This window comes from Chryseobacterium sp. OV279 (assembly GCF_900128945.1).
GTDB lineage: Bacteria > Bacteroidota > Bacteroidia > Flavobacteriales > Weeksellaceae > Chryseobacterium.
Genome location: NZ_FQUD01000001.1, coordinates 135126 through 148982 on the forward strand (window position 1 = coordinate 135126; position 13857 = coordinate 148982).

Consider the following 13857-nt stretch of genomic DNA (forward strand, 5'->3'; position numbering starts at 1 on the left):
TAATATCATTTAGAAATGGCAGAAGTACAAGTACAGGAAAAAGGCGGCAAAGGCGGCAAGGTACGTTCCAAGAAGCAGAATACCAGAGTAGATATGACTCCAATGGTGGACCTGGGTTTTCTATTGATTACCTTCTTTATGTTCACAACCACATTTAGTAAACCGAATGTAATGGATTTGGGTCTTCCGGCAAAACCAAAAGAGGATCAGCCGAAACCACCTCCAACAGAAATTAAACTTTCTAACTCAATTTCTTTATTACTAGGTAAAGACAATAAGATTTTCTGGCATCAGCAGGATCCTACATCTTTAACTGATCAGAATCTTAATGAGACTACTTACGATAGAGATGGTATTAGAAAAATAATCGAGAAAGCAAAAGCAGGCGCGGTAGATAAAACAAAATTTACTGTTATTATTAAGCCGACTGACGATGCTGTATATAAGAACTTTGTAGATATTCTTGACGAAATGGCCATTACCAAAAGTGAACAGTACGGGGTAACCGATGTGAAGCCTTGGGAAAAAGCTATTTATGATAAGAAAGTTGGGAATAATGGAGCTTCGGCTGCACCAGCTACAAAGTAATTTAACCATAAAACTGTAAATCTATGGCAGATGAAAATGTATACAATCAGAATCTTACTTTAGACGAGATTGTATTTGAAAATAGAAACAAGGAATATGGTGCCTATGATCTTAGACATCAGTATCCAAGACTTCTGACAAAATCTTTTATTGTTGGAACGGCATTATTCCTGGTTGCGGCTTTGTCTCCTTTTATTTATCTTACAATTAAGAGACTTACTGAACCGCCTAAACAAGAAGTGAAGGCAGATTTGGTAAATATTATTGAAGAGGATCCGATCATTGACCAGCCAAAAGAAGAAGAACCACCTCCACCACCTCCTCCAAAGGAAGAGGAAAAAATCGAGGTGATTCAGAACGTAGTTCCGGAGCCTGTAAAAGCTCCAAAGATTGAAACGCCACCGCCGCCAATTTCTAAGCAGTTAGAAACAACGACCGGTTTGAATAATCAGGAAGGGGTAAAAGCTCCGGCTTATACACCACCGCCACCACCGCCATCTACAGGTAATAAAGCCAGTACAGCGGAAGTAAAAACAAATAATCCTAACGAGATCTACAAAGATGTAGACCAGTCTGCAGAATATCCTGGAGGTATGGCCGCATTAAGAAAGTATCTTGGGGAAAATTTTGATACTTCTCTAATGGAAGGAGGTGAAGGTACCCTTAAGGCGAAACTTAAGTTCGTTGTAGAAAGAGACGGAACTGTTTCCGCAGTTACTATTGAAGAGAAATCTCCAAATGGCGACTTTAACAGTGAAGCTGTTCGTGTAGTTAAGAAACTGAAAAAATGGACTCCTGCGAAAAGAAACGGGGAGAGCGTTAGATCTTACTATAGCGTACCGTTTACTATGAACTTTGAATAAGACTTATTTATTCGAATTATAAATAAAAAGAGAAGCATATGCTTCTCTTTTTTATTTTTTTTGGTATTTTTGTTACATGATGTTCAATTGGTTATCCTTAGTTACCGGATTATTTTATATCGTATTGGGAATAGTAGTTATTATCTACAAATTTTTCTTCACGATTTTAGAGCCTGCTATTGCTTATGCGATGGGTGCAGTGCTTATTCTTTATGGAATATTTAGAATCTACAGAGCAGTTTCAAGAATTAAAGATTCAGGAAATGAGAAATAGTTTGAAAATCGCGTTGCTTTCTGTGATAAGCATCGCTGCTGTAAGCTGCAAAAAAGAAGATAAATCTCCATCCTATCATAAAGGAGACCTTACCATCCTTACCGACGAGTCTTTTAAAAGCGTCACTGAGGCTTTGGCAGACGGCTATATGATCAATTATCCAGAAACCCATATCAAAATAGAAACAAAGAAAGAAGACCTGGGTTTTCTTGATTTGCTTCATGATAAGGCAAGAATAACGGTCATGTCCAGAGATCTTACCCCTGAAGAGAAAAAAGCATATGAAGAACAGGTAGATCTGAAATTTCTTCCTGCTAAATTCGCGGCAGATGCAGTGGTCTTTGTTGTTCCAAAAGATTCTCCGAAACAGAGTATTTCTATGGATGAGATAAAAAAAGGACTTGAATCTGATGCCAAGAATTTTATCTTTGACGGAACCAATTCAAGCAATCTGAACTTCGTCGCACAAAAACTGAAGAAACAGCCAAAAGATCTTAAATTTTCCATTATTCCTGGAAACCAGAATATCATTGAAGAATTAGGTAAACATACGGATAAGATTGGAGTTATCGGACTGAATACATTCAGCCGTCCTTATGATAAAACTTCTGAGAAACTGAGAGAAATGGTGAAAGTTCTGCCGGTAGAAAATAACGGTAAATTATACAGTGTGAACAATGAAAGCCTTCGTCAAATGACCTATCCGTTTACCAGAGTTCTTTATTTCTTAACCAATGAAGGAAACTTTAATATCGCAAATGGATTTATCAGATATTCATGTACACAACTGGGGCAGATGATTGTAGAAAAAGAAGGTCTACAGCCCTATAATATATACAAAAGAGAGGTTCAGATGCGTTAAAAAATATTAAAATAGCATTTTAACTTTTGTAAAAACTTTGTTTTGGTCTGAAAATTGTGGAGCTTATAACTCAAAATATAGAAAATATAAAATGAAAGATATAATGATTATGAATGTAAAGAAAATTGCTTTTGGAGCAGCCGTGGTATTTTTTGCCGGTTTAGCCTCTGCACAGACGTTGCAGGATGGTATTAACAGTATAGACAGTGATAAATACGCACAGGCTAAAACCAATTTCACTGAAATGGTTGCCAAAGCACCTACAGCAGAAAATTACTTCTATTTAGGGAATACTTACCTTAAGCAGGGTGAACCTGATTATGCTAAAGCTGTTGAAAGCTTTAACAAAGGTTTAGCTGCTGATAACAAAAGCTACCTGAACAAAATCGGTTTGGCTACTGTGAAGTTAGGGAAAGGGGATAAAAGCGCAATTGCTGAAATTCAGAAAATTGTAGCAGATTCCAGAGAGAAAGATGCGGAAGTATTATTCAGAGCTGCTGAAGCTTTAACTTTATTTGAAAAAAATAACGCTCCTGATGCAGCGATCCAATTCCTGACAAAAGCTGTTGAAAAAGCTGAGAAAAAAGGAGTTCCTGCTCATTACTATTATACGCTTGGGGATGCTTACAGAATTAAAAGAGCACCGGGTGAAGCGATGTCTGCTTATGACAAAGCATTACCTCTAGCTAAAAATAAAGCATCTGTTTATACAAGAATGGCTACTTTATGGATGGCAGCACAGCAATGGCAGCAAGCTAAACAAAGCATTGACAAAGCTATTGGTGTAGATGCAACTTATGCACCAGCATACAAAGCTTTGGCTTCTTATGATATCAGATATCAGGAAAACGCAAAAGCAACACAAGACCTTATCAATTATACAAAATATGCAGATGAGGATCCATATACTCAGTTAGAAATTGCTAAATTATATTTCACTAACGAAGATTATGCAAACTCTAAAACTGTATTAGATAAGATTTTTGATAAAATTGATGATCCTATCAAGTTTAAATTAAGAGCTTACCAGTCTTATGCAGACGGAAACTATGCAGAGGCAAAACAGAATATGGATACTTTCGTATCTCAGGCTGAAAAAACAAGAATCCAGCCGGCTGACCAGGGTCTTCAGGGACTTATCGCGGCAGGATTGGCTAAAACTGAAACTGATGCAGCTAAAAAAACAGCTTTAACTACAGAAGCTCAGCAGAAAATTGCTATTGCTAAAGCAGCTAAAGATGAAACGATGAAGTGGGATATCGAACTTGCGAATATTGCAGGTGGTGGAGCTTCTCAGGCTGAAGCAGAGAAAGGACCGACTACTCCGGAAATTGAAGCATTAAAGAAAAAAGTAGCGGCTAACAAAGAGGATTCTGATTCTCTATTCAAGTTAGCGACAGCTTATCAGGATGCTAAAAACTGGAACGGTGCTATTCTTACATGGCAGAAAATGAGTGCACTTCTTCCGGATTGGGCACCAGCGTATTACAGTCAGGGATATTCTTACCAGCAGGCAGGAAACAATGATGCTGCGAAATTAGCATACGAGAAATTCATCACTACCGTAAAACCAGCTGATGCAGAAGCTAACAAACAGACTTTAGCATATGCTTACTTCGCGGTAGCGTATATGAACAAAGATTCTGATAAAGCAAAAGCAAAAGATTATGTAGCTAAATCTTTACAGCTTGATCCTACTTACCAGGATGCTGTAAAATTAAATGCAGAAATCAATAAGTAATTTAAAATTTAAATTATAGATATTAAAACTTCCCATTCTCAATGTTTGGGAAGTTTTTATTTTAAATCTTATATTTGAAGATATGAAAACAGACATACTTGCTTTTGGAGCTCATCCTGATGATGTAGAACTGGGGTGCGGCGGAACAATCGCTAAAATGATTTCGGAAGGAAAAATATGTGCTATTGTAGATCTTACCAGAGGAGAACTCGGGACCAGAGGAACCGATGAAACCAGAAGACTGGAGGCTGCTGAATCCGCAAAGATCCTGGGCGTTTCTGCAAGAGAAAACTTAGGCATGAAAGATGGCTTTTTAGTCAATTCTGAAGAATATCAGATGGAGATCGTAAAAATGATCCGTAAATACCGCCCGGAAATCGTCTTAGCTAATGCGATTGATGACAGACATCCGGATCATGCAAAAGGCGCGAAATTAGTATCAGATGCGTGCTTCCTTGCCGGACTGAGAAAAATTGAAACCCAATTAGATGGCGAAAATCAGGAAGTGTGGAGACCGAAGCAGATTTTTCATTACATCCAGTGGAAAGATATCAAACCTGAGTTTGTAATTGACATATCTGAGCATTTAGATAAGAAGATCGCAGCATGCATGGCCTTCAAAACACAGTTTTATGATCCTACATCCAATGAACCGGTTACTCCGATTGCCACAAAAGACTTTTTTGAAAGCCTGACCTACCGTGCTCAGGATTTGGGACGTTTATCGGGAGTGACTTATGCTGAGGGATTTACGTCTGAGAAGCTCATTGCGATGAAAAATTTTGACGGAATTGTTTGGTAATTAAAAAATCTTCCCTATATTTGCACTCACAAAACGGTGATTGTAGCTCAGTTGGTTAGAGCGTCGGATTGTGGTTCCGAAGGTCGGGGGTTCGAGACCCCTCATTCACCCTAGAAAAGTACACTTTTACAGTGTACTTTTTTTATTTCTATGCATTTCCAATGCTAAATTAATAAACACTATTTGGTGTGTAAATTCTCATTTACTGTTTGATACTCCGTAAGAAAAGTATATTTTTGCAGTTCAGAACATAAAAATGTCATCATGATGATGCATTTTGTGAACAAAAACTAGAACCTTAACTTAAAAACATTAAACTATGAGAATGAGAAAAATTACGCTGAATTTACTCTGTTAATTCATTAATACTGATTGTTTCCGGAAACTTGGAATCAAAGTAAATCCTCAAAATTTCTTTATAAGTGCAGGTTGTGTAATCAACACACTTTATCAGATTATTTTCCATACGGGATATAATCAACTAATACTGGGGAAACTTCGAATCTTCTACTGGTAATGATACCGTATTATTTAACCGACCAAATACTTTTTAAAATCATAGCTCTCTTTTTCATTATTGAATTTGATTTTGAAAAGTTGTCATTTCATATGGAGTTCAGAAACCATTCAAACGAAGCGGAACCGAAAAGCTAAACGAGTAGGAAAACATTATGAAACTAAACATGAAGAGAATTATTTTATTAAAAACCATGAAAAAACTCTACTTTTTATTCTTAATCCTCAGTTCAATTTCTGCATTCGCACAAACGTATAGTTACACAACGTACAATACTTCGAATTCAGAAATAGGGAGCAATTATATTGCTGATATTAAAACTGATGCCAATGGACTGTTATGGCTTGCCACTTATAATGGAGTGTCAACTTTTAACGGAACTACTTTTACCAATTACAATACGACCAATTCCGGTATTGCATCCAATTCAATTATAAAGATTCAAATTGATGGCCTGGGAAGAAAATGGATGGCCTCCCAACTTAATGGAATTATTATGTATAACGGTACAACATGGACTAATTATACAACTTCCAATTCAGGTTTGCCAACTAATGCAATCAATGATATAGCCGTTGATGGACAAAATAACCTTTGGATTGCAACAGACTCAGGTCTTACAAAATTCAATGGTACAACATGGTCTAATTATACCGCTGTAACGAGTCTGAATTCTGTAGCAACAGACACTAATAACGGAGTTTGGGTTACCAATGGCGGTGTATTGTATAAATTTAATGGAACTGATTATAATTTTATAGCGCAGGGAACTCAAAAAATATTGAGAATTGCCAACAATACGATCTATTTGCAAGGTTCTGACAGTTTAGTTACAGTAACAACGAGCGGAACTAACCTTGCGTTTATCTATCAAAGCACTTCTTGTCTTGCTGGATACAATCCTAACGCCGTGGATGTTGACAGTAACAGCAAAGTGTGGATTGGATTTAACGGATCAGGTTTGCAAAACTTTACGGATTGTACCACTTACACGAGAAACAATACAAATCTTGGTTTGCCTGATGACTATTTCAGTGCAGTCCGTACTCAATCTTCAGGGACGATCTGGCTGGGAACATTACAGCTGGGTTTAGTGAAAATGTCGCCAAGTGCTGGTCTGCCAGGTTGTTTTCAAAAAGTGAATGCAGGGAGTCTGCATAGTGTAGCTATAAAAACAGACGGAACATTATGGGCTTGGGGAATTAATACTTCAGGACAGTTAGGAAATGGGACAACCACTAACAGATCAACCCCAAAACAAATAGGAACTGCCAATAACTGGAAAGAAATTGCTGGTGGAAGCAACCATACCATTGCTCAGAAAACAGATGGAACGCTTTGGGCCTGGGGAGCCAATTCTGGTCAATTGGGTAATGGGACAAATACAGAGCAACATAGCCCGGTACAAGTAGGAACTGCTACCGACTGGAAAACGTTTGATACCGGAATGTATCATACAGTAGCGATAAAAAATAACGGAACACTATGGGCTTGGGGACTCAATCCTTATGGGCAGTTAGGTACTGGTAACACGACTACCAGTTTAGTACCGGTTCAGATAGGAACTGCTGCCAATTGGTTAGCTGTTCAATGCGGACAGGATTTTACCATTGCATTAAAAACAGATGGAACACTTTGGGCCTGGGGTAGCAATACTTATGGAACTATCGGAGATGCTACCACTACCAACAGGCTGATCCCTACTCAGGTTGGAACCGCCAGCAACTGGCAAAGTCTTGGTGTTGGAACGCTTCATGTCGCTGCACTGAAAACAGACGGAACCCTTTGGACGTGGGGGTATAATGCCAATGGACAATTGGGAGATGGAACAACGGCAAATAAAAATATTCCAACACAAATCGGAACTGCCACTAACTGGCAGACCCTTGCTTCAGGAGGAAATCATACCCTTGCCATAAAATCCAACGGAACACTGTGGACTTGGGGAAGAAATCAATATGGCCAGTTAGGAAACGGATCGACGACGAACACCAACGTTCCTGCACAACTGGGCAGTCTTACGACCTGGAAAGCTATTGCTGCTGGAATATCACATACTTTTGCCTTAAAGAGCGATGGTACTGTCAGCACATGGGGGTTAAACCTTTATGGTCAGTTAGGTGATGGTTCTACTGTGGATAAAAATATTCCGACAGCTATTGCCTGCCCAACTTTAGGGGTTGATGACTTTACAATGGCGAAAAACGCTCTAAAAGCACATCCGAACCCTGTTAATGACAAACTAATTATTTCGTTTGATCAGAAGATATCTTTGGTGTCAGTTTACAACTTGTTAGGTCAGGAAGTGTTGAGCAAAACGATAAACGCTAATGAAGGTACATTAGATTTTTCCGGCTTAGCAGCAGGAGTTTATTTGGTTAAAGTCAATTCAAATGATGACAGTAAAACGTTGAAAGTCATTAAAAAATAAAATATATCAAACATTAGATCAATGAATTATTGATTCATATGATCTGGTTTTTGACTGTGATTTATAAAAAAAGTACACTTTTTAAAGTGTGCTTTTTTATTTTATACTATTCCTGAAATTTTATTTTTAATCATCTTATGTTCTAGAACATATTCAGGTCAAAAAAAATGTAATTTTTCCAGATTGATGATTTAATTCATAACCGTTCTTCAAGGTTTTAAAACAGTATCCGTTAAAAATTTTCCTATATTTATTGAGATCAACTTCACATATGGAAATAAAGGTAACGGTAAAGCAATTAGGCAGGAAACATCCTGTTCTTTCGGAGCAGAAGCTTGAAATTATGTATGATGATTCCAGAATATCATTGGATGATTTATTACAACTAATTGTTCAGCAGCAGGTGGAAGCATTCAATGCGCAATCATTTGAATTGGAAGATACAGATTATACGAAAATACCTTCGGAAAACTATCTGAATATTCTTACAGACACCGGTAAGGCAGGTTTTGGAAGTATTTATAACGAAAAGAAAGCCAATCTTCAGAAGGCGCAGGAAAATGCGATACAGGCTTTCGAAGACGGAATGTTTGCCGTTTTTTATAATGACGAGCAGCTGGAAAACCTTTCCGAAACGATAGACCTGAGCTTGGAGCATACATTTACTTTCATCAGGCTTACCTTTCTTGCAGGAAGTTATTGGTAATTAAAACACTGAATCTCAAAATACATGGAAATTATAGAAAAATTAGAATCGAAAAAGATCGTCAACCATTATCGGAATTTAAGGAAAGATTTAAAAGAGCAAACAGAAAAAGGTTTATTATCCCAAGTTTTTTCAAAACCTCAACTTAAGAAAGAGGTAGCGGAACTGGGATTATTAATAGTGGGTAAAACCAACTATTTTGAAGATTTAAGCCTGGGCTCCGAACGTATGGAAAAAATCAAAAAATATATCAAACCCAATATGTGGGAAGACAAAGAATATTACAAGCTGTTGGTTTATTTCTTTGGCGACAATGCTGATCTGGTAAAACATGCCTGGAATAAAATGCCAAATAAAATGTATCAGACAGGTTATTACAGACGATCTTTCCGTGCACCTAACAATGAAAAGTATATCTTTCTCAATCAGGTTAATTTAATAGGAGGTCTTCTGCAGTTTCCAAGTGTCTATTCTTACACTCAGGGAGGTGAGCAATATTATAATCTTACCCTGGAAGAGCAGATCATCTACGACAGTCAGATTTCAAACAGTCTAAACCAGTTTTATATCTGGTCTGCAGCCATTGACACAGGAAATACAGCCATTTATCAACTGATTGAAGATATTATTTTCAATAAACATCCTGAAGGAAAAGTATCGCGGAATATCATCAAAGCATTACTCAACAGCGAGCAGAAACATTGCTGGGAACTCGTGGAAAAACTCCTTTTAGCGGCACAGCGGCAGGAAGGTCTAAGACAAACGGTATTGGAAGCTCTGGATGAAACCAGCATCGGTGCACTGGAATATATGACGAATGTGATTGTAGAACATAAACTCACCCGTTTCTCATCTGTTGTCCGTTCCATAGATACTTGGACAGGTCTGGGTTGGGATGCGGAAAAAGAATCGGTGGTGAAGAATATTGTTTCACTCGCTCATACCTATTTCAACAATCCTGAAATGATTCCGGATGTTATAAAAAGCAAGAACAACAATGAAGTCTATATGGCGCTTTGGGTACAGTCTGTATGGAATGTGGAAAAAGCGGTTCCATATCTGCATCAATTGTATGACCATGGCAGTGTGGAAAAGAAATGTCTGGCTATAAAATTTGCCGGAGAAACCCAGGATCCGTATATCCAGATGCCATTATATTACAAAGCGGTACTGGAAGGTGATCTGCAGGTTTTGGCTTTTGCGGGCGAACCCTTATCAACATTATTAAATGCCAATGCAGCTTCAAAATTCTATATCAACAATACAGATTATCCTGATTTCTTTGAAAAACTGCATGAGCTTACCCAAAAGATTGACGTAAAGGAAAAGAAATTTGAAGGCAAGATATTCTCCTGGCTCAATGCGACGTTCAGCAAAAGCAATTTATACGCGTCGATGTTTTATTTGGTAGGTGATGATAAAGAAAAACTGGACCTGGTTCTTTCTTATTTTGATCAGTTTGACCTTTCATTGCGTGAACAGCTGTCAAGAGGTATTTTAGGAGATTTCTACTGTTATTCCTACTCTTATAATTTTGGAAAGAAAAAGCAGGCAGTAACGCCGTTCCAGAAAGAATTTGCATTTAAAATTATAAAAGACAGAGGAGAATCTTTAGTGGCTTCGGGGATCAATGTGCTTCAGCAAAACCCTTTGAGCAAAGAGGAACTGATGATTTTCTTTGATATGTTCAAAAGAAAAGGCGGGACACTTCGGAAGAAACTGATAGAATTGGTCGTACAGCAGGAAGATGGAGTAGTGAGTCCATTGGTTGAAGAATTAATGGTAAAAGGAGATATCGAGCAGCGAACCGCTTCTCTGGATATTATGCTTCAGCTTCAAAAGGACAAAAGAGTCTCTGCCCAGATTGGAAGCTGGACCCAACAGTTTTCAGAAAAACCGAAAGTATCAGAAAGGGAAAAGAGTCTTTTGGATCAGCTTAATCCTTCTGCTGACCAAAAAATACTTTCCGCAGACAATGGATTCGGGTTTTATGATCCTTCTGTGATCTCAAAATTTGAACTTCCTAAGGTGGAAGCCAATTCTGTATACGCACAGGCTACGAAAAAAGATAAGTATGGTTTTACACAACCCATGAACCATATTAAAGGAGAATTAGAAAAGCTCAATGCTTTATTCCTTAAAAACAAAGATCATGAATACGAAGTTGATGATTGGAATGGCTCAAAAATAACTGTATTGATGGGCAATACTTACAGACACATCAGAAACAATACGGAAGGTTTTACCTCTGAACAGATCGCTGAAAACTATCCGCTGCATGAAGTATGGGCACAGTGGTATAAAGATTCGGAACTTCAGCCGAGGGATTTATTTCTGCTGACGTTTGCTGAAAACTGCGACCGTAAAAAATTCAGAGATTTCCTGGAAAATTATGTATTCTATTACAAGGATATCATACCTAATCCTTTGAAAAGCGACTACTATTGGGATAATCCTGTTAAAAGAATTCTGGAAGTTTTACAGTATAAATTTGTATTTGAAGAGAAAACAGATTTCCTGATTGATGCGTGCAGTACTCTGTTTGCCCATTTGCAGGACGATATCATTAACTACAAAGCAAAAGAAAATACCTATTATTATGGTGGAGGAACCGGCTGGCAGCAGCTGGGTTTTTTCAGTGTGTTTTTACAGGCAGTGCCTTTTAAAGACCTTACCGATGAACAATATATCAAACAGTGGAATCTTTACCGCTGGATGCAGTATAATGGTCTGGAAGAAAATAAAAAACATTCGGTTCCGAATTTCTATTTATTCTGTAAAGCGTATGAGCTGAACGTTATTACAAAAGACGAACTTTATGAAGGTATTTTCACGGCAGACTCCGTTATAAGGGATCTTACCAGAGCCAAGACCCATACGATTTACCATCATCAGGAAAAATATACAGATACATTTCCTTTCCTGAAACCGATGATCGAAGACATTCAGAATAAATTCCTGGATGTGGAGCTTATACGCGGTGATGCGAATACTGCCGTTTCTCAATTTGTACAGGAATTTCAGACCATTTATGGAACCAACCGTCTTGTACAGTTGTTGAAAGGGCTCGGAAAGTCAACATTGTACGCCAACTACATCTATAGTTATGGCAACGAAAGTATGACCAAGCAGAAACTGTTCTCTTATCTGATCAAAAATTCTCATCCTCTGGAAAGTGATACTCAGGAATCATTCAATGAGATGATGAAGAAAGAAAAGATTTCAGAACTCCGTTTGATACAGGCTGCTGTCTATGCACCACAATGGCAGAAGCTTATCAGTAATTACTTAGGCTGGAAAGGGCTGGATTCAGCAATCTGGTGGATGCACGCGCATACCAAAACCAGCGCCTATCAGGCTCAGAATTCAGAACTTGAAAGTGAAGTGGCTAAATACTCATCCGTAGATGTTCAGGAATTCCAGGACGGGGCAGTGGATAAAGACTGGTTTACACAAGCTTACAGAGAACTGGGAAAAGCCCGTTGGGAAATGCTGTATGAATCTGCTAAATATATCTCCGATGGAAACGGACACCGCCGGGCAAGACTGTATTCCGATACGCTTACCGGTGATTTAAAAATAAAAGAAGTAACGGCTAAAGTAAAAGATAAGCGCGATCAGGATTATCTCCGGGTGTATGGACTTGTACCCTTAAGTAAAGCCAATCCTGAGAAAGATGTCCTGAGTCGCTATGAATACATTCAGCAGTTTAAAAAGGAAAGTAAAGAATTTGGTTCCATGAAACAGGCGAGTGAAGCGCTGGCTATTCGTGTGGCATTGGAAAACTTAGCCCGAAATGCAGGCTATCCGGATCCAATCCGACTGACCTGGGCGATGGAAACCAAACAGATTCAAACCATTTTATCAAAAGAAACGCAGGTGACCATTGATGGAGTAACGGTAGGTTTGATTATAGAAGACGATGGTAAAGCCGAAATGGTCGTATTCAGGGATGATAAGCAGCTGAAATCCATTCCGCCGAAAATCAAGAAAGATAAAGCAATTATAGAACTGGGAAATTACCGTAAGATCATGCGTGAACAGTGGACCCGTTCCCGAAAAGGGCTGGAAGAAGCGATGATTAGAGGAGATGAGTTCTTTTTTGCAGAAATTAAAAATCTTTTTGAACATCCGGTTATTGTAAAGCATCTGGAAAAGCTTGTATTCATTTCCAATGATGATAAAATAGGATTCTATCATGACGGGAATCTGGTGAATGCTCACGGAGAAATTCAGGAATTAAATGAAACCAATACGCTGAGGATTGTTCATTGTGTAGATCTTCATCAGCATGGGGTGTGGAGCGATTATCAGCACTATTGTTTTACGGAAAAACTGATTCAGCCGTTCAAGCAGATATTCAGGGAATTATATGTGCCTACACCGGATGAGCTGAAGGAGAAATCAGTGTCACGCCGTTATGCAGGACATCAGGTTCAGCCGAAACAAGCATTGGCACTGCTTAAAACACGAGGCTGGAAAGTAGATTACGAAGAAGGTCTTCAGAAAGTGTATCATAAGGAAGGCTTCCAGGTGAAAATGTATGCCGCTGCCAATTGGTTTTCACCAGCCGAAGTGGAAAGTCCGACTCTGGAAACCATAGAATTCCATTCATTAAAAGATTATAAAAATATTCCTTTTGAAACTATTAATCCAAGATTGTTTTCAGAAGTGATGCGGGATATAGATCTCGTGGTATCGGTAGCTCACGTAGGGGGAGTAGATCCGGAAGCCAGCCATTCTTCCATTGAAATGCGTGCCGTATTGATGAAAGAAACGGCCCGCTTATTTAAACTGGATAACGTAAGTATTGAAGGTTCTCATGTATTGGTGAAAGGTACTATGGGAGACTACAGTGTGCATTTGGGCAGTGCGGTTGTCCATCAGGTTCCCGGCAAATACCTGTCTATCCTTCCTGTTCACTCACAACACAGAGGAAGACTGTTCCTTCCTTTTGCGGATGACGATCCGAAGTCTGCGGAAGTGATGTCTAAAGTATTATTATTAGCCAAAGACAATGAAATACAGGACCCAACAATTCTTACGCAGATAAAACGAGAATATAGCTAATCA

9 protein-coding genes and 1 tRNA gene are annotated in these 13857 nt (G+C 38.5%); all 10 read left to right on the forward strand.

The window, feature by feature from the left end; translation table 11 throughout:
* The first annotated feature begins 15 nt into the window (after positions 1 to 15).
* The 10 genes from BUA72_RS00555 to BUA72_RS00600 all read left to right on the forward strand — a co-directional run bounded on the left by BUA72_RS00555 (position 16) and on the right by BUA72_RS00600 (position 13854).
* Complete coding sequence (locus BUA72_RS00555) at positions 16 to 588, forward strand: ExbD/TolR family protein (RefSeq protein ID WP_047452930.1); 573 nt, start codon at positions 16 to 18, stop codon at positions 586 to 588.
* A 23-nt stretch (positions 589 to 611) separates the two neighbouring features.
* Positions 612 to 1451 carry an energy transducer TonB gene (locus tag BUA72_RS00560; protein WP_034723281.1) on the forward strand — a complete coding sequence of 280 codons (840 nt, stop codon included), beginning with the start codon at positions 612 to 614 and terminating at the stop codon, positions 1449 to 1451.
* A gap of 76 nt (positions 1452 to 1527) precedes the next feature.
* Entirely contained in the window at positions 1528 to 1725 is a 198-nt protein-coding gene (locus tag BUA72_RS00565; RefSeq protein ID WP_081987447.1) for a DUF308 domain-containing protein, read from the forward strand.
* On the forward strand, positions 1715 to 2587 hold the full coding sequence (locus BUA72_RS00570) for a PstS family phosphate ABC transporter substrate-binding protein (RefSeq protein ID WP_047452926.1): 873 nt from the start codon (positions 1715 to 1717) through the stop codon (positions 2585 to 2587). The genes BUA72_RS00565 and BUA72_RS00570 overlap by 11 nt, the downstream gene beginning before the upstream one ends.
* A gap of 91 nt (positions 2588 to 2678) precedes the next feature.
* On the forward strand, positions 2679 to 4328 hold the full coding sequence (locus BUA72_RS00575) for a tetratricopeptide repeat protein (protein WP_047452924.1): 1650 nt from the start codon (positions 2679 to 2681) through the stop codon (positions 4326 to 4328).
* 82 nt (positions 4329 to 4410) lie between these two features.
* Positions 4411 to 5130 carry a bacillithiol biosynthesis deacetylase BshB1 gene (gene bshB1 / locus BUA72_RS00580; RefSeq protein ID WP_072921319.1) on the forward strand — a complete coding sequence of 240 codons (720 nt, stop codon included), beginning with the start codon at positions 4411 to 4413 and terminating at the stop codon, positions 5128 to 5130.
* A gap of 35 nt (positions 5131 to 5165) precedes the next feature.
* Positions 5166 to 5241: transfer RNA gene (locus tag BUA72_RS00585), tRNA-His, on the forward strand.
* A gap of 599 nt (positions 5242 to 5840) precedes the next feature.
* Positions 5841 to 8078, forward strand: a complete 2238-nt coding sequence (locus BUA72_RS00590; protein WP_072921321.1) for an RCC1 domain-containing protein — start codon at positions 5841 to 5843, stop codon at positions 8076 to 8078.
* A gap of 271 nt (positions 8079 to 8349) precedes the next feature.
* A complete protein-coding gene (locus tag BUA72_RS00595; protein ID WP_072921323.1) occupies positions 8350 to 8784 on the forward strand; it encodes a hypothetical protein in 435 nt (144 codons plus the stop codon).
* A 24-nt stretch (positions 8785 to 8808) separates the two neighbouring features.
* Positions 8809 to 13854, forward strand: coding sequence for a DUF4132 domain-containing protein (locus tag BUA72_RS00600; protein ID WP_072921325.1), 5046 nt, complete (start codon positions 8809 to 8811; stop codon positions 13852 to 13854).
* Positions 13855 to 13857 lie beyond the last annotated feature (3 nt).

What these genes read in the sequence shown, in the direction of transcription:
- BUA72_RS00555 (WP_047452930.1), top strand. Translation starts at nt 16, where the DNA reads ATGGCAGAAGTACAAGTACAGGAAAAAGGCGGCAAAGGCGGCAAGGTA.
- bshB1 (WP_072921319.1), top strand. Translation starts at nt 4,411, where the DNA reads ATGAAAACAGACATACTTGCTTTTGGAGCTCATCCTGATGATGTAGAA.
- BUA72_RS00565 (WP_081987447.1), top strand. Translation starts at nt 1,528, where the DNA reads ATGATGTTCAATTGGTTATCCTTAGTTACCGGATTATTTTATATCGTA.
- BUA72_RS00600 (WP_072921325.1), top strand. Translation starts at nt 8,809, where the DNA reads ATGGAAATTATAGAAAAATTAGAATCGAAAAAGATCGTCAACCATTAT.
- BUA72_RS00570 (WP_047452926.1), top strand. Translation starts at nt 1,715, where the DNA reads ATGAGAAATAGTTTGAAAATCGCGTTGCTTTCTGTGATAAGCATCGCT.
- BUA72_RS00575 (WP_047452924.1), top strand. Translation starts at nt 2,679, where the DNA reads ATGAAAGATATAATGATTATGAATGTAAAGAAAATTGCTTTTGGAGCA.
- BUA72_RS00595 (WP_072921323.1), top strand. Translation starts at nt 8,350, where the DNA reads ATGGAAATAAAGGTAACGGTAAAGCAATTAGGCAGGAAACATCCTGTT.
- BUA72_RS00560 (WP_034723281.1), top strand. Translation starts at nt 612, where the DNA reads ATGGCAGATGAAAATGTATACAATCAGAATCTTACTTTAGACGAGATT.
- BUA72_RS00590 (WP_072921321.1), top strand. Translation starts at nt 5,841, where the DNA reads ATGAAAAAACTCTACTTTTTATTCTTAATCCTCAGTTCAATTTCTGCA.